Origin of the sequence: Sinanaerobacter sp. ZZT-01, assembly GCF_035621135.1 — a bacterium.
Classification (GTDB): domain Bacteria; phylum Bacillota; class Clostridia; order Peptostreptococcales; family Anaerovoracaceae; genus IOR16.
Window position 1 is genome coordinate 2702032 of the sequence record NZ_CP141728.1, and the last position, 20602, is coordinate 2722633.

Consider the following 20602-nt stretch of genomic DNA (forward strand, 5'->3'; position numbering starts at 1 on the left):
CATAGAAGATTAGTGATTTACTACTTTTCTTTAATATATAGTTTAAAAATACTAGAATTAATATTATCTCTTTATTCCATCAATGAAATAATCTAATAACGTTTCTGTGTCTTTAGTCGCATTATATATTTCTGGGTGTTTAAGAATTTGCATAACACAGGAATGTATGAAGTGAATCAGTAGTTTTGTATCTACACTTTCTTTTAACAGTCCTGATTTTTTCCCTTCATTAAGAAAATTTGTGAAACTTTGAAAATATTCATCCATACCATTATTGATTGCTCTTTCCACGCTGGGGTATTGAAGAAAAATCTGACTTAATTTATCTAGAGAAAATTTTGCAATAAATTCCGATAAAAGCGTTGCACTATCTCTTAATATGCAAAAGAAATCTCTGTCTTGGATTAATAAGTCTTGCATTGCTTGATCATGTTTAGTAAGTGCTTTTAAAAGAGTATCCTTAATAAGTTCCTCTTTTTTACTAATAATTCTATAAAGAGTGTCTTTTGCAATACCACTTTTTTGGCATACCGTATCCATGGTCCAGCCTTTTGCGCCATAAGTAAAAATCAAGTTTAATGTCTCTTCATATATTTTATCAATAATATCATAATTGTTTATTTTCAAAACACTTCTCCTTTAAAGATTACTTTTGATATACTTTTTCTCCGTTAATAAACACCATTTCAGTATTTGCAAGAGCTGATAATTCATTGGCAACATCCCCGTTAACAACTAAAATATCAGCCAATTTACCTGTTTCAATTGAGCCGATTTCATGATCTTTCCCGAAAACAGAGGCTGCTGTTAGTGTAGATGCTTTTATTGCTTCAATATTGGATAAACCAGCGGCTGCAAGTAATTCGATTTCTCTTACAGGGGTTGTATGAAGTGAGAATCCAAGAGAAGAATCCGTACCCATTGCAACTGTTCCGCCCCGTTTTATATACTCTTTCACATTTTCAAGTTGAATCTTTGGAATGCTGCAAAGTTCCGATTTTGCAACTTTTATAAATAAGTCACCAACTGGCTTATCATCAGAGCCATTGTGAAATGCATTTGTAAAAATTTTCATGTTTTCTTTAATCACTTTATTTACGGGTGGATTATAATCTCGATTATCAATCCACTTCTCTTTAAGCCCCGTCACCATCAAATCAACTAAGCTCAGCGTTGGAACGAAAATAATCCCTTTGCGAATCATTTCATCGAGGTCTTCGTCATACATTTTACCATCAAATGCGGCGTGGTGAATACTATCAATTCCGCAACGTGCCGCTTGTGCATAGTCATCTTTATAAGTTATATGAGCACACACTTGAAGTCCATAGCTATGTGCTTCATCTGTAAGCGTCTGCAATTGTTTATCTGTCCAACAAACCTGAGGTTTTCCATCAAAGGTTCTTGTTACAACAGCAGTTTTTATAACAGATACGCCCATTTCATACAACTTTTTAACCGCTGTTTTAATATCCTGTTCCGTTTCACACTCTACTGCTGAACCCAGTTCGTAAAATTTACGATCCATGTATTCACCAGGATAACCATTGGGACAAGTAAGAATGGAAATTGCGTAAAATATTTTTGGTTTTTTTTGAGGTAACTCAGTTATTGATTTTATATCATATGGAGAACCCAAGTCAAGTACCGAGGTTACTCCTCCCATATACATTTGATGTATATTCTCTTTTACTTGGGAAGTATCTAAACCCACTCCAACATTTGAACCACCACAATTATAAACATGCTTATGAGAATCGATTAATCCAGGTAATACTGTTTTTTCAGAAGCATCAACAATATGAGGACAGTTCTCTAAATCTGTCCCGTTTTTTTGTTCTATCCTTACGATTCTTTGATTTCTAACTAGAATTTTTACATTTTTAATTGGTGGTCGCCCAGTCCCATCAATTAGTGTTCCACATTTAATTACGTAATCATTCATTTTCACCACTCCTTTTCTGTTAAAGTTATTTTTATTTAACCATAAAATCAAACCAATAATATCAATTGAGTTTGATTGGTTTGATTTTAATCCAAATGACTCACTCTGTCAAGATATATTTACAATTTGTATGACTATTGGAAGCACACATAAGGTTGACACAAATTTTTAAGAATAAGTTATAATAAAATCATGAGTAAAGAGAGAAAAACCTGCTTATTCCACAATAAAGCAAATATTGTATTAAAAACCTTATGTGAAGAGTGGGATTGACCGTGATATGTTTTAGTTTTGAAGCAAATTCTTGTTACAAGAGAATGAACGTAAAAAAACTTTGAAACGATTTGACACTAGCTTAGTCTTATGAGTAGGAGGTGATAGAGTGGGCGTACCGGATTTTGAGGAGATATATATAAAGTACTTTTCTGATGTAAAAAAATATCTACTATATTTATGCCGAAATGAAGCCGTCGCAGAAGAAATGACACAGGAAACTTTCTTTAAAGCTATGCGGTATATAAACAAATTCAACGGAAGCAGCACATTGTATGTTTGGCTTTGTCAGATTGCTAAAAATACTTATTTTACATTTTTGAAAAAGCAAAAAAAAATTATTCCGGAGATTGATGAGCAATATCAAGATACAAAGATAGATTTCGAAACGGCTTACTTGAATAAGGAGGAAGCAAAACGACTGCATATTTTGCTTCATAATTTGAGTGAGCCTTATAAAGAAGTTTTTACATTGCGAGTGTTTGGAGAACTACCGTATTTACAGATTGGTGAGTTATTTGGAAAAACCGATAGTTGGGCAAGACTGATTTTTTACAGAGCGAAAAAACAATTACAGGAGGAAATAGAATGAAGATATCATGTGAAATAATAAAAGATTTACTGCCGTTGTATCACGACGGGGTTTGCAGTAATGAAAGCAAAGCAATGATAGAAGAACATTTGGCAGAATGTGATAATTGCAAGGCAGAATTAGATACAATGGACGAAGTTTTGACTGTTACAAGTATGGGACAAAATCTCTCAGAAGCAGAAGAAGTAAAAAAGCTGTCTAGGAAATGGAAAAAGGGAATGTTGAAATCTTTGCTAAAAGGTGCACTACTTACACTTTTGATTGTTACTTCTGCTCTTCTTATACTCTTCTGCTTTGCGGATATAAGAATTGTATAAATAGAATGCGAATGTGCCCTATAACAGAAAATGAATGGATATTTTGTCTTGTTTTGTTCCGGGTAAGAGTAGTAGGATTGCTTGACAGAATAAACATAAAAGTGCTATACTCTCAAGAGTAATAAAGACAGTTCATTTGTACCATCCTGTCTCTAAACAAAACTAGGGCTCATTTTAATATTATTAAAAATGATTAAAAGTGACGAGTCACTTTATTAATCTTGCAAACTAATATAAAAATAGGCATAGTTTTATGCCTATTTTTTTATTTCAAAAAATTTTATTTATTCATGAAAGGATATAACTGAAGTATGTACTATTTAAAATCTGAACACAGCTTTGATTCTGCACACTTTTTGGCTAATTATGAAGGGAAGTGCAGGAATATACATGGTCATAGATGGCGTGTTGTTGTTGAAATAAAGAGTTTAACTTTGCAAACAGAGAAGCAATTAGATGGAATGGTTGTAGACTTTGGACAACTGAAAAAAGATATAAAAGAAGAAGTGGATTTTCTGGATCATGCGTTGCTTATAGAGAAAAATTCATTGAAACCGGCTACCTTTACGGCATTAAGAGAAGAAGGGTTTCGTATCATCGAGTTTGCTTTTCGTCCAACCGCGGAGAGACTTTCAAAATATTTTTACGATAAAATGGAAGAAAAAGGATATCGATTGAAATCAGTTGCAGTCTATGAAACACCTAATAACGCTGCTATCTATGAGGGGGATTTGGATGTCACAATATAAGGTAGTAGAAAAATTCATCAGCATAAATGGTGAAGGGAGTTTTGCGGGACAATTAGCTGTTTTTATTCGATTTTATGGATGTAATCTAGACTGTTCCTACTGTGATACTGCTTGGGCAAATAACGAAAATACTTCCTTTAGCATTATGACTGAGGCACAAATATATCATTATATTAAAGAAACGGGAATAAAAAATGTAACCTTAACTGGAGGAGAGCCCTTATTAAACCCTGAAATGATACAGTTAATTCAAGTACTTGCCGGAGATAGTGAGTTACATGTGGAAATAGAAACAAATGGAAGCATAGATTTATCAATTTTTATGAAAATAAGCAATCCGCCTACATTTACTATGGACTATAAGCTACCTGGAAGTTTCATGGAGTCTAAAATGTTAAATTCAAATTTCTGGTTACTTACGAAAAAAGACACGGTGAAATTTGTAGTAGGTGACATTGAGGACTTAGATTGTGCAAGGGAAATCATCACAAAAAATCAGCTGATTTCAAAATGCCATGTTTACATCAGTACCGTATTTGGGAAAATCGGATTGGATGAAGTGGTAGAGTATATGATAAAAAACACGATGAATGGAATTACATTACAATTGCAAATGCACAAAGTCATATGGGACCCTAATAGACGAGGCGTTTAATCGATTAAGAATGAAAGTAAGGTGAGGTAGAAGATGGCGATAGATACAGAAGCGATCAAGAAGCATATTAAAGGTATTCTTGCGGCACTTGGCGATAATCCGGAACGTGAAGGGCTAAAAGATACACCTTCACGGGTTGCGCATATGTTCGAAGAAGTTTTTGAAGGGATGAATTATAGTAATGACGAAATTGCAAGAATGTTTGATAAAACATTTGCAGCAGATTTGGAAATAGGACAAAGCACAGATGATTTAATTATTGTCAAAGACATTGACGTGTTTAGTTATTGTGAACATCATTTGGCATTGATGTATGATATGAAGGTTACAGTGGCTTACGTACCAAACAATAAAGTGATTGGCCTTAGTAAAATAGCAAGAATTGCTGATATGGTGTCAAAACGATTACAGCTTCAGGAACGAATTGGTTCGGATATTGCTGAAATTATACAGGAAGTTACAAAATCCCAAGATGTTGCAGTGCAGATTGATGCTTGCCATAGCTGCATGAGCTGTAGAGGAATTAGAAAAACTTCAGCTAAAACCCGCACTTCCACGTTGCGTGGTCGGTTCCAGACAGATGCAGCACTGCAAATGCGTTTAAAATAATTTAGATATAGGAGAATAAATATGAAAGTATTAGTATTACTAAGTGGTGGGGTTGACAGTGCAACATGCCTTGGATTGGCCATTCATCGATTTGGAAAAGAAAATGTGGTTACGCTATCGATTTCCTATGGACAAAAACATGTAAAAGAGATGGAAGCTGCAAAAAAAATTGCGGCATATTATCAAGTGGAATTTATATATTTAGATTTAGCAAAAATATTTGAGTATAGCGATTGCTCTCTTTTAACACATTCGGAGCAGGAAATTCCTAAAGAATCCTATGTGAATCAAATGGAGGAACAAGGAGAAAAACCGGTATCAACTTACGTACCGTTTCGAAATGGTCTGTTTTTGTCTTCCGCTGCAAGTATTGCCCTATCAAAAGATTGCAGCAGGATATTTTATGGTGCACATAGCGATGATGCAGCAGGAAACGCTTATCCAGATTGCAGCAAAGCCTTTAATGAAGCAATGAATCAAGCAATCTATATAGGTAGTGGAAAACAGTTGAAAATAGAGGCTCCCTTTGTTTCATTGAATAAGGCAAAGATTGTAGAAAAAGGTTTGGAACTAAATGTTCCGTATGAGTTAACCTGGAGCTGCTATGAAGGGGCTGAGAAGCCATGCGGCAAATGTGGTACTTGTATAGACAGAGCTATTGCGTTTGAGAAAAATGGGGTAAGTGACCCTGCGATGAATGTTTGATATTGAAAATAAAGGAGTAGAAAGAAATAATGAGAGGAACGTGTGTATGATAGGAAGAACTACAGAAGAAACAAATGGAATTTCTCTTTTGGGAAACCAAGGAACAAAATATGAAATGGATTATAATCCGTCTGTATTAGAAACTTTTGAGAATAAGCACAAGGGAAATGACTATTTTGTAAAATTTAACTGCCCTGAGTTTACGAGCCTATGTCCTATTACTGGGCAGCCTGATTTTGCAACGATTACGGTTTCATATGTGCCTAATATAAAAATGGTAGAAAGTAAATCATTAAAGCTTTATTTATTTAGTTTTCGAAATCATGGAGATTTTCATGAGGATTGTATTAATATTATTATGAAAGATTTAATTGCATTAATGGATCCCAAATATATTGAAGTGTGGGGGAAATTCACTCCTCGTGGAGGGATTTCCATTGATCCTTATTGTAATTATGGTCAAGCGAATACGAGATGGGAAGAGATTGCATTTAATCGCTTGGCAAATCATGACCTTTATCCTGAAAAGGTGGATAATAGGTAAGAAATCGGTATACAAAAAATATGCTGAAATTATAATTATACAGTTACAGGATATGTGATCAGGTTGAATTATGGGGTCAAAAACCGGACGAAAAGAGATGGTTTTTGGCCTTTTATAATGGGAACAAATATATGTAATACGATAGAAGAAGGCAAGAACCATCAAAAATTAAATCAAAGCGCATGTTATAATTATTGCAAGGAGGTGAAATTGGTGACACATATTCAAGAAATTCAAATAGCATTAGATTACATTGAAATGAATTTATGTGAAGAAATCACTTTAGATGAAGTTTCTAAGGTAGTAGGATTTTCAAAGTTCTATTTTCATAGGATTTTTCAAAGGGAAGTCGGGATTTCATTATATGATTATATTAGAAAACGAAGGCTTGCCAGCGCTGCTTCCGTTCTGCTAAATACAAATATGTCGATATTAGATATTGCCTTGATTTATCACTTTGAATCGCAAGAAGCGTTTACGAGAGCTTTTAAAAGTGTATATCAATTACCGCCAGGCAGATACAGATCTGCCATTAAGAATTTAATGATTGGAGGAATAAACATGAATAAGCAAGATAAAATAAAGGACTGGATTATTACAGGAACTGCTCCGGAGAAGTACGAGGTCAGTATTGACCATAGTATATATCATATGGGTTCAAAGTCAGCGACGATCCGCTCGATCGAAGACGAATTTTCAACCGGAGAATTTGGTACTATCATGCAACAAATTAGTGCTAAAACTTTTGTTGGGAAGAGGATGCGCTTTTCGGGCTTTGCAAAAACTCAGGATGTGGAGGGCTGGTGTGGATTATGGATGAGAATAGATAATGATTTGAGTGTTATGTTGAAACTTGATAATATGCAAAGCAGACCAATTACAGGAACAACGGAATGGAACTATTATTCCTGTGTATTGGATATACCAGAAAATGGAGCTATTATTAATATAGGTGTATTACTGATCGGGAAAGGGCAGGTATGGTTTGATAATGCTGATTTTCAGGAAGTTGACCATAGTATACCTACAACTGAATTTGTTTCTGAGGATGTTTTTCCAGATCATATTTTAAATCCATCGTTTGAGGAAGAATGATTACTGCTGTAAACACAACCGTAGCAGGCTGCTATCTGACTTATCAGATCAATTATTGCAGATGAATGCAATTTTTATCATTCAATTTCCGCCTGAACTTGCACTTGATGCAGCAACACTTGATGATGCAATAACAGCGCACATGGCTGCTTGCTGGGCTGCGATCAATGACATAGCAGCACTTACGGCAGAAGAAGTCGTTAAATTGTTAGATTGATCGATATAATCACTTGTAACTAACATACCGGCATGCATCAAACGTTGTTTTCTATTAATGCCGAATAATCTATATCCTTTTTGTGCAGAAAGAAAATTGTCCACCTCTATGATGTCATTTATAACAGCGGCACGATCTGCAGGAATCATAGCAAGAACACCAAGTGTTGCAAGTTCATAGTTTGTGCCGTATCGATATCCCTTTTTCTTTAAATCGTTGAATAGTGTCAAAGCCCTTCGACACTTATCTTCAGCGGTACCATCACAGAGTGTCAGTACATGACTTAAGGATTGCACTGCATTACCGGAGAAAAATTCGGGTTTTAAAAAATCATAACAACGCTTAGTTTCTTTAACGATCTGCTCGTCCGTCAAATCGGAAATTGCAAGTAATGCGGCAAAAACACTGTCTTCAGCGGAAGTCAGAAAAGGATGATCTTTTTTCATCAATTCGTAGATGTGCCTTGTGCGCTCTGCAATAGCGACATAGTGCTCGGGTTTTGCTAAATTGGTAATAATCATGGAAACTAAAGGTAAATATTGCGAGGTAAAGAAATATTTCTTCAATGCAGAATAGACTTCTAATGCATTTTTCAGTTTTTGCTCTGGCTCGCGATCTATAGCTAGCATGGTAATCATAACCAGTTTTCCGGTTCCTTTGAAATTAGAGAACAATCCTACCTGACGTTTCAAGAGATCTTTACAATATTTCATTTTATTCGCATCTGATTTTAGTTGGTTATCTGTAAAAAGAGCAGCACAGACAGGGTAAAGATATGTACTTTCCCAACCAAATGTCGCCTTGATTATATCTCTGTTTTCGATGAAGTTATCGCATAATGCAGATAAAGTATTTCTCATTGTTATACTCCCTTTTGTTGTTCGGAATTGTATGTCAAAATGATAAATTCAAGTTAAATTAGGACTCAGTTAATTTGTGTGGTAATTTATAAATTATAACATAACTAATCTATAAACCAAATTTAAATTATGGAATTGTCACTTTTATATAGGGATTGAAAATTAGTACACCATCAATATATAAAAAAGTACTTCAGCTGGAGGAAAAAGGATACATTAAAAGCAACATCGTGAAAGAAGGAAAAATGGCCGAGAAGGCTGTTTATTCTTTAACAGGTGATGGGGAAATAGAATTTGAAAAATTAATGCTAGGAATTTCTTCTCAACCAATTAGCATTTTTTTAAATGGAGATTTCACATACTCAAACAATTAATCAGGCTAATTTTTTATTGGACTATTATTGACAGATAACGATTTAAGATATATGATAATTTTGAAATTACAATAGTAATCCAAAGGAGTATATTATGAAAAAGCTACCCAATATATCGGATGCTGAATGGCAAGTTATGAAAATTCTATGGGCTGAGGATGTGCCAGTCACCTCTAATCATGTTATTGATCGGTTAAAAGAGGTTGTCGCATGGAATCCTAAAACCATTAGAACTTTACTTGGTAGATTAGTCAAGAAAAAAGCTATTGGCTATATTGAATCGGGAAATTCCTATCTTTATTATCCATTATTAAATGAGGAAGAGTGCATAAAAGAAGAAACTCGATCTTTTTTAGAACGTGCTTGCGGTGGAAGATTTAATGTATTAATGACTAATTTTTTAAAAGAGCAAGAATTAACAGAAGAAGAGATTGAAGAACTCAAACATATACTTGAGAAGAAAAAAAAGAAGGGATGATAAGCGGTGGTTGAGATAATAATGCTTTTTTCAAGATTTCTGTTTACATCCTTAATGGCGAGTGTGTTAATAGGTATTATTTTGGTAGTAAAAGCAATTTTTAAGGATAAAATAAGTGCCAGATGGTATTATGCCATGTGGTTTTTGCTTATAATAAAACTTATCATACCAAACCTTTTTACAACACCTTATAATTTATTTGATTTTATAGTATCCAAATTGAGTATTGACCACGGCATAGATGTCAACTCCAAGTTTAATGAATTATCTGGTGAAAATCAAAATGGAATGAATACATGGTCTTTTCCAGATGAGTATGCTTTATCTATAAATGGAAATCATACGATTACATTATTACAAATTTTATTTTGTATTTGGTTAATTGTAGTGCTATGTGTGTTGAGCCGGGCTTTTATTTACAATATAAAAATAGGGAAAATGGTTAAAGCAAGCAAACCTCTTGAAGATAAAGAACTTTGGAGCATTTTAGAAACCTGTAAAGATGAAATGAAAATTAAAAAAAGTTTTCGAATAGTTGAATCAGAAAACATACAAAGTCCTGCGCTATATGGGTTGTTTAAACCTATGATTTTATTACCAACAAATATAAAGTCAATCCTCAGTGAAAAAGAAATAAGATATGTGATGCTGCATGAAATGGCACATTATAAAAGAAAAGATATATTTTTTAACGTAGTATCTAGCTTTTTACAAGTGCTTCACTGGTTTAATCCAATCATATGGTATGGGTTCTATCGTATGCATGAAGACCAAGAATTGGCATGTGATTTTTACGTACTTAACAAAATAGATAATGAGGAACATTATGATTATGGTGCGACGCTTATTAAGCTTTTAAAAATTGCAAGATCTTCTATGTACAGCTTTACTATGGCAAATGTGGTGAATAAAAATCGGGGTATAAAAGAACGAATCAATATGATTTCGAAGTTCAAAAGAGAGTCATTGCCTAAAAAATTAATAAGCATTATTCTTATTGCAGTGATGGGCTTTATAGGTCTTAACACTTCAGAAGTAATGGGCGAAAGTTCTTCTGACATGAAGCCTTTTAATATACCAGAGAATACAATATATGAAGACTTAAGTGATTACTTTCAAGAATATACAGGAAGTTTTGTACTACTTGATTTAAACAAAGAGCAATATCATATATACAATGAAATGCTTAGCAAAGAAAGAGTGTCCCCTTGCTCAACTTTTAAAATTGTTTGTTCATTAATAGGTCTTGAAGCAGGCATATTACAGGACGAAAATACAAAAATGTCATGGGATGGTACGATCTATCCATATGAACAATGGAACCAAGATCAATCCTTAGATTCTGCTTTTACCTATTCTGTAGATTGGTATTTTGAAACACTTTTATTAAAATTAAAAACTAAAGAATTAGAAAAGTATATATCACAATTGGAGTATGGAAATCAAAATATTTCTGGAAAGAAAGATTTTTGGAATGAATCTACTTTAAAAATATCTCCTATTGAGCAAGTGGAGCTATTAAAAAAGCTGTACATATATGATTTACCATTTACGGATAGTAACGTAGATACAGTAAAATCAATTATGAAAGTTTTAGAGCAAGATAACATTGTATTATCAGGAAAAACGGGCACAGGCATTATTGATAATAAAAGTATAAATGGGTGGTTTGTTGGATATTTGGAAAAAGATGGGCAAGTATATATTTTTGCAACCAATATTAGAGGCCAAGATAATGCAGATGGGAAGAATGCAAGAGAAATAACTTTATCAATTCTTCAAGATAAAAAAATTTATGATTAATAAATTCATAAATAAAAGAGAAAATTTACAAAAAATATAAAGATGAGCTAATAGGAAGGGTGATTTTTAAGCACCCTCGCTGTTAGCCTTTTTTATTACAAAAAATGGTTGACAAAACCGAATTACAGGTGTACTCTCATAGAGTGGACTACATATGTAATTCGGTCTGCGAAAAGGAGGTAAAAATAATAGTACATATTTTTAAAGATAAATTGAATGGAGGTTAATGATGAAAATAAAAGTATTAATTTGTATAGTAGCACTATCTATGACAGTCGGTTTGTTAGGATGTTCGGAAAGTACAACAAATGCATCTCAAGAGAAAAAGAATATGGATAGTATAAACCAGGATGAAACAGCAATAGAAAGTATTGGGGAAGATTTATACATTGAAAAAATTGCTGAAGGGGCATATGTCGTAAACCATGTATTCCCATGGGCAGCTAATTCTATGGTGGTAGAAATGGACAATTCTGATATCATTTTGGTAGATACACCATATACACCAGAGGCTACAAGAGATTTGTTAAATTGGGTGAATACTCATTTTGAAAATCAAAAAATAATAGCAATCAATACAGGATTTCATTTTGATAATCTTGGAGGGAATCAGGCTTTGGTTGAAAAAAACATACCTATATACGGTTCGTCTTTAACTACTGAATTAATATCTGAAGCGGGTGAAGCATCAAGAGAACTTATGTTGGAGTGGTTAAATAAGCCAGAATCAAAGCGTTTTTATGAGGCTTATCAACACATTCCTTATGTGGGTCCAACGGAAAAGTTTAATTTACAACAGGATGATATGCAGGTAGATATAGAGCAATTAGCGGTATATAGTAAAGAAATAGAAATTTACTTCCCTGGCGCTAGTCATTCGTCAGATAACTTAGTCGTGTATTTTCCAAAAAAACGTATTCTTTTTGGAGGATGTATGGTTAAAAGCTTAGAATCTACTGATTTAGGCAATACAGCTGATGCAGATCTTGAAGAATGGCCAAAATCAGTAAACAGGGTGCTGGAGCGATATAAAGATAAAGCAGATATTATTGTTCCTGGTCATGGAAAATGTGGAAATAGTGACTTATTAGTACATACGATAGAATTAGGTGGAGGTATTTAGAATTACGGAAATATGATATAAAGTTATCGCTATGACAACTAACGGAATCGAAGAATTCTTTAATAAATTCAAACTACTCAGTTGCCTGGAATTCGATCACAGTGAAATTTGTCGAGAATCACTGGGCGAGGGATGCACTCAACGATATAGCATAAAAAATTGTAATCTATAATGTAGAGCCTTTTGAGCCGAACAAGGCAATAACAAGAGCAAACTTTGCAGCGCACATTGTAGTCTATCCAATCCACTCAACGTCCTTTTGCAAGGGTGCTCTCGACGATACATGAATAATTACATGAAAAAGAAAGAGGGCAATCCGCGCTTAATAGCAAGGGTTGCCCTCTTTTTCACAGTAATCGACATCAGCTTTTGCAGAGTTAATTTAGATTTACTAAGGTACGATTATTCCTCTAATCAGAGAACCTTTCATAAACTCAGTTTTATTCTGTGTTTGGTGTGTGATCAGTTAAACGAAGAAGGAGTTGGGTATTTATTAGGACTGGAAGACCAGCCATTTTTATACTTTATTGTCATATACAAGGTTTCGTCTCCATTTGAAATTTGCACATAGCATACATTGTCATTAAATTTATTTGTGATATCAATTTTCTGATCAAAATAGTAGATCCAAACCGAACCGTCATCTTCGTATCTTACATCTGGATCGTCAAGGTAGTCCATGATTTCATCTTCTGTTAAGGGCCTTTCGCTTCCATCGGGATTAAAAGCAACGCCTCCGCCACTTTGGTGACTCGCATTTCCGTCACTGTCAGAATATTCCATGTCATATCTTCCGTTGCCAGTAAAATCAATGGTTACTTCTGTTTGGTCTCCATGTATCCAAAGCTGAACAGTGCGCTGAATTCCGCCCAAATCAGTAGCATACGCAACCGTTGAACCTCCCACTAAAAGCACACAGGCTATACCTGCAACCATTTGAATGAATTTTTTCTTTCTATTTATATGAGTCATTTTTCTTACCTCCAAAGAAAATTCGTCAGCGATATGAATTGCAGAAAATGCCTGTTTATATTTTTCCTTATTCGTCATCTTCCCATACCTCCTTTAATGTGTTCTTAAGTAAACTTCTTCCGCGCGATAGTCGAACTTTTACATTACTTGCAGATATTTTCAGAATATCTGCTATTTCTTTTACAGAATAGTCTTCATAATAAAACAGATGAATGACAAGACGATACTTTTCCGGCAGATTCATTACCGTCTCAAATAATTCGGATGATTCGGATGATTCGAAAGTTAATGTTTCCATGTAATCTTCCAGAGGCATCGTATTTCGTCTGAAAAAGGCTGTATTCTTATTTTTTGCCTTATTGATCGCTACCCGTATGAGCCATGCGCGTATATGTTGCTCTGTTTCAAAATCTTTTTTTAGTGATATGTACTGAATGAAGGTATCTTGAACAACATCCTCTGCATCTTGAGCATTTTTGCAAAGATTAAATGCAATTGCATATATATTATTCTTGTACCTTTCGATCAGTATCTCTACTGGTTTTCTCATGAGCTTACTCCTTTATCCTTGAAAAGCCTTTCACTAATAATACAAATAAGAATAAGAAAAGGTTACAAAATATATCACAAAATTTCTTGTGATGATTAAGAAGCATGGATTCTACACAATGATCCGTGCTTTCATGTAACAATATAGGAAAGTATACCATAGCAAGTTGTACTTTTTATCTGACTTGTTCGGATTAATCAAACAAAAATTTGTAACTATTTATTTCAACTGAAGAAGATGGTAAAATGATTCGTATCCCCATATTGCTACTAGAAGACATTGTTTGTGAAGAGAAAATTTTTTGGCTGTATAATGATATATTTTGGTGGAAGGATCTATGCTTTTAGTGAAATAAAAGAGACTAAGAAAGATAAAGTAGTTTTAAAACTTTTATAATTGGATTTTATAGATGATGGAGGGAAGCGTATGCAAAATAACATTTTGATTATTGATGATGATATAGGGTTATGTCAATTATTAAAAAAATGTGTAGAAACTGAGAATATAATCGCGGATTTTGTACATACAGGAGCGGATGGTCTAAATCGGTTAGTACATAATAATTATCACCTGATTGTTTTGGATGTCATGCTGCCGGGAATGGATGGGTTTCAAGTGCTTCAAGAAATAAGAAGAACGAGTGCTGTTCCAGTGTTGATGCTTACTGCGAAAACCACCAGTGCCGACAAAGTTAACGGTCTGCGTATCGGTGCTGATGACTATCTTACGAAGCCATTTGATGTCGAAGAATTTATTGCTCGCGTTTTGTCTTTGATTCGCCGATATACAACCTTAAATAACAATGCCTGCGAAGAACCGCATAGGCTCTCCTTTCAGAATCTTACAATCGACTTGGACACTCGGGTTATTCATATTGAAGATGGGCAGGTTGAGCTACATGCAAAGGAATTTGACATTCTTTGTTACCTTGCCAAAAACCAAGGTAGAATTTTAACCAAGCAGCAAATCTATGAAGAAATATGGCAAGAACCCTATGCCTATGATGATAACAATATCATGGGATATATTAGTAAATTGCGAAAACAGATAGAGCCTGACCCGAATAATCCTATTTATATTCAAACAGTGAAGGGCGTAGGCTATCGATTTAGCAGGGAGGTGTAAAATGGAAGGAATCTATGTGAAGCTTCCGTTGCTTGTTGTTGTAGTTGTAATTGCCTTTATCGCTGTGATTTCCACCTTGCTTCTCTTTATCAAAATGCACCATGTTAAGTTGAAATTAAATGATGTTTCGGAAACACTGGATGACATTGTACAAGGCAACAATAATCGAAAAATATTAGCAAAACCCAGAAATATGACTTCTACAATCTGTTATAAAATGAATGATATTGTTCATGAATTTCGGAAACAGATCATTGACTTGAGAAAAGCAGAGAAAACCAACAGTCAATTGATGACGAGCCTCTCCCATGATGTGCGCACTCCGTTGACAACGTTAATTGGATATTTAGATGCAGCACAGAAAGGTATTGTAGTCGGCGCAGAACGGGAAGCATATATAGAAACCGCCCGGCTGAGGGCACATGATATGAAAGACTATGTAGATGTGCTGTTTGAATGGTTTAAACTGAACTCCAATGAAGAAACCTTTGCCATTCGGAGAACAGAGGTGACGGAGCTCACCAGAAATCTATTGAAAAATTGGATTCCACTCTTTGAGGACAATTGTCTTGATTTTGACATAGATATTCCAGAAAAGCGTATCAAGGTCAATCTAGATACAGATGCCTATGCCCGTATTATAAACAATTTAATCCAGAATGTAATCTCTCATAGTCGGGCGACTCACCTCAAAATCAAACTTTCGCTCCTTGCTACTAATGTAATGATTATTGTTGCAGACGATGGAAAGGGAATTTCCAAACAGGATTTACCGCATGTTTTTGAACGCCTTTATAAATGCGACACGGCACGTTCTGAAAAAGGAAGTGGTCTAGGGCTGTCCATTGTACAGCAGCTTGTAGAAAAGATGAGCGGTTCGATTTCAGTCCAAAGCGAACCATATCAACAAACAGAGTTTATCGTACAATTTCCACTGGCTGATGAAGAGACCTGCTGAAAGGCAGGTTTTTTACTTCTCTCATAAAATGCAAGGTTTATTCAAGGTTTGTGCAAGGTTTATACAAGGTTGAGGAGATAAAATCAGATTTATAAAAATAAAGGAGGAGTTTACATCTTGAATGATTTTGTAATTGAAACCAATAATTTGACAAAGCAGTATGGTGAACAAAAGAGTGTTGCCAATTTAAGCATCCATGTGAAGAAAGGTAGAATTTATGGTCTGTTAGGACGCAATGGTGCAGGAAAAACAACTACTATGAAAATGCTGCTGGGGCTGACAAATCCTACAGCTGGTGAAGTGCATATTTTCGGCAAAAATTTGCATAAAAATGAAAAGAAAATTCTTTCTCGAATTGGAAATCTGATTGAGGCGCCGGGTTTTTATCCCAACCTTACAGGTATGGAAAACCTTAAGATTATGGCGAGACTCCGAGGAGTACCGGGCAGCAATGCGATTAAAAACGCATTGGATGTGGTAGGCTTGCCCTATAAGGATAAAAAACTATTTTCACAGTATTCCCTTGGCATGAAGCAGCGACTTGGTATCGCAAATGCTATTTTGCATGATCCGGAGCTTTTAATCTTGGACGAGCCTATTAACGGACTTGATCCCATCGGTATCGTGGAAGTTCGTGATTTCATAAAGAGGCTTAGTACGGAACAAGGCAAAACTATTTTAATTTCCAGCCATATTCTGTCTGAAATGGCACTGTTGGCGGACGATATTGGCATCATTGATCAAGGTGTTTTATTGGAAGAAGAAAGTTTAGAAGAATTAGAGAAGAAGAACAGCAAGTATGTTCATTTTATTGTTACGGACACTTCTCAGGCTTCCAGAATTTTGGAGACTGAATTTCATACATCCAATTTTCATATTGATGACGATTGTAATTTGCGACTTTACGATACGGAAATAGAAGTATCCGCTATTACCCGTAAATGGATTGAAAGTGGTCTCAATATATCAGAAGCGCATACTCAAAATGATACTTTGGAGGATTATTTTAAACGTGTCACCGGAGGTGAGGGGATTGCTTGATTTAATCATTTGCGAATTTGCCAAGATCAAACGGCAGAAGTTTATTCTATTTTGCATGTTAGCAGCCTGCCTCTTTCCTATTCCACTGACTGCATTAGTAGCAAAGGATAGTCTGCATTTTGAACAGCTTTTTAAGCTGGTCGTTACGTTTGGAGATTTTCTTCTTTTGCCATGTGTAGTAAGTGTAGTAGCAAGCATCCTGTTCTTTATGGAAAGGGACAGTGATATGCTGAAAAACCTGATGACCGTACCGGTTCCTAAAAATAAGCTTGTAGCAGCTAAGTTGTTTATGCTTTTGATTGTTGCCGTATTATATTCCATAGCCGGTTTAGGAGCTACAATTCTCGGAGGACTGGTTGTGGGTGCTGTAGAAGGGATTGTATTTAAATTAGGGCTAAGTGCCATTCTTGGGATGATGCTGTTTGTTTCAGTCCTTCCGGTGATTATTCTTATTGTCTATTTTAACAAAAGCTATGTTTTTTCCATTATCGTTGCCTTTATTTATTCAATCTTAAATTTCGGCATATCCCTTAACATGCTAAACTTTGCTCCAAATAATGCGCTCATTACCATGCTGCCAGCACCAGTCACTATGCGCTGGTGGACATCCTATTGGAGCGGACTGCCTGCGGAATATCTTGCAATGAGAAAACCATATATGCTTTCCACTCCGGTTTGTGTAGGCATATTATTTTTAATAGCGGCAATATCGGTTCTGCTGATTTTATTCGTATTTCAAAAGCAGGAAGATTAGGGGGAACTATGATTAATATAATTATCACAGAATTTCAAAAGCTGAAGCGTTATAGCATTCTTTGGGTCGGTATTGTAGCTGTTTTATTTTCAGCACTTTTAGCAGCTTTTCAGCAAAATAGCGGTAATGAAATAATACAGTATGAAAGTTATGCAAACAGCGTCATATGGAATAACTTCAGCATGGCTTTTCCATTTATGATTGTTCTGATTGGAGGTTATATCATAAACCGTGAGTATGTGGATCATACACTAAAAAACATGTTGACTGTACCGATTTCATTTCGCAAATTTTTGGCGGCAAAAGTGATTACAGTTGGGTTTGTTGCTGTGTTGTACGGCTTTTTTAGCTTTTTATGTACATTTGCATTCGGTGCGATGATCTGTCATGGAGCTATAGATCCGGCTCTTGTAACGAAATCGCTCTTTCAACTTGTTGGATTGGGACTGTGTTGCTATCTGGCTGTGTTGCCTATCATTATATTTTTTAGTAGAAAACAAAACGGCTTTCTTGCTGGAACTGGTCTGGCATTTGTTTACGGTTTCTGTGGAATCTTTATAGCGGGCAGAGCTCTAACTGATTACTATCCTATAACTGCTGGTCTTGGAATTATTAAATTTACGGGAGATGGTACTCTGATCTTCAATCTTTCTGTGGAAATTGGTGTATTGCTGCTTATGGCAGTGATATCAATTCTTATGTTGCTTTGTACGAAAGGTCTTGAAAATGAAAGAACCTATAAAAAACAAGTGAAACGGGTATAAAAAGTAGACCTCGGTGACGAAATATGTAGAAAATCCTCAAAGAAGCAACGATTGCTGTTTTGAGGATTTTTAATGAAGTTAAGCTTTATTAGATATTATTTTTTATTTTTAACGATACAATTGCACCATTAGTATCCATTTGATTTTTTATTTCAAGCGTTCCATGGTGAAGTTGTGCAACCGCTTTTGCAAAACTCAGCCCTAAACCATAATGCTGATTTGTTCGTGAGATATCTTCTGTAAAAAATTCTTGTGTTGCTTTTTTTAAACTTTCCTCTGAAAAGCCTTTTCCTAAGTCAGCTATATTGAATAAAATGTAGGATTCATTTTCTGAAACGGTAAAGCAGATTTGAGTATTTTTATCGGAGTAGCGGACTGCATTATCAATAATATTGATGATTGCTCGCTTCAACAGATCCCTGTCTACATATATGGTAGGGCATTTTACAGTATTATTTAGGTTAAATGCTATATTCTTAATTTTACAAAGAGCCGTTGCCTCAGTAAAAACATTATGAAGGAAATCTTTTAGAGAAATCTCATTTTTATCGATGTGTATGGAATTGTTATTTACAACACTCATCAGTAATTCTATATATTTTTCGATGGTATCTGAGCTTGATTGAATGTAAGCAATAAGCTCTTCATCCTCTTTGGAAGGGTCACTTTCTGCTAATAATTCAGCATTACCTTTTATCACAGTCAAGGGTGTTTTAATGTCATGTGCTAAGGCAGAGAGTTGAGATTTCTTTTGCTGTTCCTTGTCCCACTGTTCTTTGAGTGAGGAAGATAACGCAACTTTTAACTTTTCAATGGTATTTAAAACGGTATTAAATTCAAGAATTTGAGTAGGGGTAATATCAAAATTCAAATCTTGAACGCCTATTTTTTCGGTGGCCGTCACAATTGAGTTCAAATTTTTTCTTAGTTTTTTACTGAATTTTGAAGCGGTAATCACTGCAAACAGAATGATCGATCCAAAAAGAAGAATCAATGTGAAAAGCTCGGGATAAGGAATCATTTTATGCAGGAGGGGATTACTGAAATGTGCAAGCATATCATATTTAATAATAAGGATATTACCATTATGTTGAGAGATCTCCTTGTAAAAAGCATAGTAGGATTTTTTTCCGCTTAACAAATACGACTTCATTTTTTCTAAATCTTTTTTGCTCATATCACTATCAATAATCTCGCCATTAACGTCTACGACAATATAACTGCAATATGGCGGCAATAAAGTACGATCAAAATTCTCAGTGAGCGTATCTTCTAATTTACTTAATTTTACATCGGTATAATTGGCTTGTAAAACAATGCCTGATTGAAAAGAAATGGATACAATGAGGATGAATACCATGATTAAAGCGATAATGGCAACGGAAAGTCCGATTAAATGTTCTAAAAACAGTCTATATATCGAAATGGTGCTTTTTTTTATTTCCATTTATAGCCCACCCCCCAGACCGTTTCAATGGGGCAATCCATGACTTCACTAAATTTACTCCGAATGTTTTTTATGTGTACACGGATGGAGGAAATATCACTTTCAGAATGAAAGCCAAATATTTTCTCCAATATATTTTCAAGCGAAAAAATCTGGCCTTTATTTCTTGCCAATAGTTCGCAAATTTCATATTCACTTTTAGTTAAGCTTATCAACTTGTCTTTAACGGATACCGTTTTTTCTGATAGATCAAAAACGCAATCATTCAAAATCAAACTTTGGTGTCTGTCCCGATGTTCTCTGCGTATATGTGCATCGACTCTGGCTCTGAGTTCTGATATGTGAAAAGGTTTTTTGATATAATCATCGCCGCCCACAGATAACCCATCGATAACATCTTGTTCCATTGTTTTTGCTGTTAAAAATAAAATGGGACAATCAATCATACTTCTGTATTCCTTACAAAAGGTTATGCCATCAAGCCCCGGCATCATAATATCCAAGAGAATTAAATCAATCTTTTTAAAGTCATTTACTGCAACTTCCGTCGCAGAATTCTTTGTTATAACCACATGTCCATCTCTTGTGAGTGCGGTTTCAATTAATTTACAAATTGCAGTATCATCATCAATAACAAGAATATTCGCCATAC

General features: G+C 34.9%; 23 protein-coding genes and 1 pseudogene. 17 read left to right on the forward strand and 7 right to left on the reverse strand.

Going from position 1 to position 20602, the window contains the following annotated elements; all coding sequences use genetic code 11:
- Positions 1 to 63: 63 nt before the first annotated feature.
- The gene (locus U5921_RS13085; RefSeq protein ID WP_324823905.1) at positions 64 to 627 is read right to left on the reverse strand and encodes a TetR/AcrR family transcriptional regulator; all 564 of its coding nucleotides are present in this window, start codon (positions 625 to 627) and stop codon (positions 64 to 66) included.
- Positions 628 to 646: 19 nt separating this feature from the next.
- Positions 647 to 1945: an amidohydrolase family protein gene (locus tag U5921_RS13090; protein ID WP_324823906.1), complete on the reverse strand. Its 1299-nt coding sequence runs from the start codon at positions 1943 to 1945 to the stop codon at positions 647 to 649.
- 382 nt (positions 1946 to 2327) lie between these two features.
- Between U5921_RS13090 and U5921_RS13095 the strand changes: the two genes are divergently transcribed.
- The 8 genes from U5921_RS13095 to U5921_RS13130 all read left to right on the forward strand — a co-directional run bounded on the left by U5921_RS13095 (position 2328) and on the right by U5921_RS13130 (position 7484).
- Positions 2328 to 2810, forward strand: a complete 483-nt coding sequence (locus U5921_RS13095; RefSeq protein WP_324823907.1) for an RNA polymerase sigma factor — start codon at positions 2328 to 2330, stop codon at positions 2808 to 2810.
- Positions 2807 to 3127: a zf-HC2 domain-containing protein gene (locus U5921_RS13100; protein ID WP_324823908.1), complete on the forward strand. Its 321-nt coding sequence runs from the start codon at positions 2807 to 2809 to the stop codon at positions 3125 to 3127. The genes U5921_RS13095 and U5921_RS13100 overlap by 4 nt, the downstream gene beginning before the upstream one ends.
- A 311-nt stretch (positions 3128 to 3438) precedes the next feature.
- Positions 3439 to 3876, forward strand: a complete 438-nt coding sequence (gene queD, locus U5921_RS13105) for a 6-carboxytetrahydropterin synthase QueD (RefSeq protein WP_324823909.1) — start codon at positions 3439 to 3441, stop codon at positions 3874 to 3876.
- Positions 3863 to 4531, forward strand: coding sequence for a putative 7-carboxy-7-deazaguanine synthase QueE (gene queE, locus U5921_RS13110; RefSeq protein ID WP_324823910.1), 669 nt, complete (start codon positions 3863 to 3865; stop codon positions 4529 to 4531). The genes queD and queE overlap by 14 nt, the downstream gene beginning before the upstream one ends.
- Before the next feature lie 33 nt (positions 4532 to 4564).
- Complete coding sequence (folE, locus tag U5921_RS13115) at positions 4565 to 5140, forward strand: GTP cyclohydrolase I FolE (RefSeq protein ID WP_324823911.1); 576 nt, start codon at positions 4565 to 4567, stop codon at positions 5138 to 5140.
- A gap of 21 nt (positions 5141 to 5161) precedes the next feature.
- A complete protein-coding gene (gene queC, locus U5921_RS13120) occupies positions 5162 to 5845 on the forward strand; it encodes a 7-cyano-7-deazaguanine synthase QueC (RefSeq protein WP_324823912.1) in 684 nt (227 codons plus the stop codon).
- A gap of 46 nt (positions 5846 to 5891) precedes the next feature.
- Complete coding sequence (gene queF, locus U5921_RS13125; RefSeq protein WP_324823913.1) at positions 5892 to 6389, forward strand: preQ(1) synthase; 498 nt, start codon at positions 5892 to 5894, stop codon at positions 6387 to 6389.
- A 213-nt stretch (positions 6390 to 6602) separates the two neighbouring features.
- The gene (locus U5921_RS13130) at positions 6603 to 7484 is read left to right on the forward strand and encodes an AraC family transcriptional regulator (RefSeq protein ID WP_324823914.1); all 882 of its coding nucleotides are present in this window, start codon (positions 6603 to 6605) and stop codon (positions 7482 to 7484) included.
- An 81-nt stretch (positions 7485 to 7565) separates the two neighbouring features.
- On the opposite strand, the gene U5921_RS13135 is transcribed toward U5921_RS13130, so the two are convergent.
- A complete protein-coding gene (locus U5921_RS13135; RefSeq protein ID WP_324823915.1) occupies positions 7566 to 8561 on the reverse strand; it encodes a DUF4003 family protein in 996 nt (331 codons plus the stop codon).
- A gap of 155 nt (positions 8562 to 8716) precedes the next feature.
- Here U5921_RS13135 and U5921_RS13140 point away from each other — a divergent pair.
- The 4 genes and pseudogenes from U5921_RS13140 to bla all read left to right on the forward strand — a co-directional run.
- A pseudogene (locus U5921_RS13140) lies at positions 8717 to 8908 on the forward strand (PadR family transcriptional regulator); the annotation flags it as partial.
- A gap of 121 nt (positions 8909 to 9029) precedes the next feature.
- Entirely contained in the window at positions 9030 to 9413 is a 384-nt protein-coding gene (locus U5921_RS13145) for a BlaI/MecI/CopY family transcriptional regulator (RefSeq protein ID WP_324823916.1), read from the forward strand.
- Between the two features lie 6 nt (positions 9414 to 9419).
- A complete protein-coding gene (locus U5921_RS13150; protein ID WP_324823917.1) occupies positions 9420 to 11216 on the forward strand; it encodes a BlaR1 family beta-lactam sensor/signal transducer in 1797 nt (598 codons plus the stop codon).
- A gap of 229 nt (positions 11217 to 11445) precedes the next feature.
- Complete coding sequence (gene bla / locus U5921_RS13155) at positions 11446 to 12339, forward strand: subclass B1 metallo-beta-lactamase (RefSeq protein WP_324823918.1); 894 nt, start codon at positions 11446 to 11448, stop codon at positions 12337 to 12339.
- A gap of 462 nt (positions 12340 to 12801) precedes the next feature.
- On the opposite strand, the gene U5921_RS13160 is transcribed toward bla, so the two are convergent.
- A complete protein-coding gene (locus U5921_RS13160; protein ID WP_324823919.1) occupies positions 12802 to 13389 on the reverse strand; it encodes a hypothetical protein in 588 nt (195 codons plus the stop codon).
- Positions 13379 to 13861: an RNA polymerase sigma factor gene (locus U5921_RS13165; RefSeq protein WP_324823920.1), complete on the reverse strand. Its 483-nt coding sequence runs from the start codon at positions 13859 to 13861 to the stop codon at positions 13379 to 13381. Before U5921_RS13165 ends, U5921_RS13160 begins: the two co-directional genes overlap by 11 nt.
- Before the next feature lie 426 nt (positions 13862 to 14287).
- Between U5921_RS13165 and U5921_RS13170 the strand changes: the two genes are divergently transcribed.
- From U5921_RS13170 to U5921_RS13190, 5 genes are all read left to right on the forward strand, one after another.
- Positions 14288 to 14986, forward strand: a complete 699-nt coding sequence (locus U5921_RS13170; RefSeq protein WP_324823921.1) for a response regulator transcription factor — start codon at positions 14288 to 14290, stop codon at positions 14984 to 14986.
- Position 14987: 1 nt separating this feature from the next.
- The gene (locus U5921_RS13175) at positions 14988 to 15944 is read left to right on the forward strand and encodes a sensor histidine kinase (protein ID WP_417765013.1); all 957 of its coding nucleotides are present in this window, start codon (positions 14988 to 14990) and stop codon (positions 15942 to 15944) included.
- Between the two features lie 117 nt (positions 15945 to 16061).
- On the forward strand, positions 16062 to 16985 hold the full coding sequence (locus U5921_RS13180; protein WP_324823922.1) for an ABC transporter ATP-binding protein: 924 nt from the start codon (positions 16062 to 16064) through the stop codon (positions 16983 to 16985).
- On the forward strand, positions 16978 to 17739 hold the full coding sequence (locus U5921_RS13185) for an ABC transporter permease (RefSeq protein WP_417765014.1): 762 nt from the start codon (positions 16978 to 16980) through the stop codon (positions 17737 to 17739). The genes U5921_RS13180 and U5921_RS13185 overlap by 8 nt, the downstream gene beginning before the upstream one ends.
- A gap of 8 nt (positions 17740 to 17747) precedes the next feature.
- Positions 17748 to 18503 (forward strand): ABC transporter permease, encoded by a 756-nt coding sequence (locus U5921_RS13190; RefSeq protein ID WP_324823923.1) that lies wholly within the window; start codon positions 17748 to 17750, stop codon positions 18501 to 18503.
- Between the two features lie 88 nt (positions 18504 to 18591).
- Here U5921_RS13190 and U5921_RS13195 read toward each other — a convergent pair whose 3' ends face one another.
- Both U5921_RS13195 and U5921_RS13200 read right to left on the reverse strand, forming a co-directional pair.
- Positions 18592 to 19950: a HAMP domain-containing sensor histidine kinase gene (locus U5921_RS13195; RefSeq protein ID WP_324823924.1), complete on the reverse strand. Its 1359-nt coding sequence runs from the start codon at positions 19948 to 19950 to the stop codon at positions 18592 to 18594.
- A complete protein-coding gene (locus U5921_RS13200) occupies positions 19941 to 20600 on the reverse strand; it encodes a response regulator transcription factor (protein ID WP_324823925.1) in 660 nt (219 codons plus the stop codon). The genes U5921_RS13195 and U5921_RS13200 overlap by 10 nt, the downstream gene beginning before the upstream one ends.
- Positions 20601 to 20602 lie beyond the last annotated feature (2 nt).

Excerpts from the sequence above, each read along its gene's own strand:
- U5921_RS13090 (WP_324823906.1), bottom strand. The coding sequence starts at position 1,945 with ATGAATGATTACGTAATTAAATGTGGAACACTAATTGATGGGACTGGG.
- U5921_RS13100 (WP_324823908.1), top strand. The coding sequence starts at position 2,807 with ATGAAGATATCATGTGAAATAATAAAAGATTTACTGCCGTTGTATCAC.
- queD (WP_324823909.1), top strand. The coding sequence starts at position 3,439 with ATGTACTATTTAAAATCTGAACACAGCTTTGATTCTGCACACTTTTTG.
- queE (WP_324823910.1), top strand. The coding sequence starts at position 3,863 with ATGTCACAATATAAGGTAGTAGAAAAATTCATCAGCATAAATGGTGAA.
- folE (WP_324823911.1), top strand. The coding sequence starts at position 4,565 with ATGGCGATAGATACAGAAGCGATCAAGAAGCATATTAAAGGTATTCTT.
- queC (WP_324823912.1), top strand. The coding sequence starts at position 5,162 with ATGAAAGTATTAGTATTACTAAGTGGTGGGGTTGACAGTGCAACATGC.
- queF (WP_324823913.1), top strand. The coding sequence starts at position 5,892 with ATGATAGGAAGAACTACAGAAGAAACAAATGGAATTTCTCTTTTGGGA.
- U5921_RS13135 (WP_324823915.1), bottom strand. The coding sequence starts at position 8,561 with ATGAGAAATACTTTATCTGCATTATGCGATAACTTCATCGAAAACAGA.
- U5921_RS13145 (WP_324823916.1), top strand. The coding sequence starts at position 9,030 with ATGAAAAAGCTACCCAATATATCGGATGCTGAATGGCAAGTTATGAAA.
- bla (WP_324823918.1), top strand. The coding sequence starts at position 11,446 with ATGAAAATAAAAGTATTAATTTGTATAGTAGCACTATCTATGACAGTC.
- U5921_RS13160 (WP_324823919.1), bottom strand. The coding sequence starts at position 13,389 with ATGACGAATAAGGAAAAATATAAACAGGCATTTTCTGCAATTCATATC.
- U5921_RS13165 (WP_324823920.1), bottom strand. The coding sequence starts at position 13,861 with ATGAGAAAACCAGTAGAGATACTGATCGAAAGGTACAAGAATAATATA.
- U5921_RS13170 (WP_324823921.1), top strand. The coding sequence starts at position 14,288 with ATGCAAAATAACATTTTGATTATTGATGATGATATAGGGTTATGTCAA.
- U5921_RS13175 (WP_417765013.1), top strand. The coding sequence starts at position 14,988 with ATGGAAGGAATCTATGTGAAGCTTCCGTTGCTTGTTGTTGTAGTTGTA.
- U5921_RS13190 (WP_324823923.1), top strand. The coding sequence starts at position 17,748 with ATGATTAATATAATTATCACAGAATTTCAAAAGCTGAAGCGTTATAGC.
- U5921_RS13195 (WP_324823924.1), bottom strand. The coding sequence starts at position 19,950 with ATGGAAATAAAAAAAAGCACCATTTCGATATATAGACTGTTTTTAGAA.
- U5921_RS13200 (WP_324823925.1), bottom strand. The coding sequence starts at position 20,600 with ATGGCGAATATTCTTGTTATTGATGATGATACTGCAATTTGTAAATTA.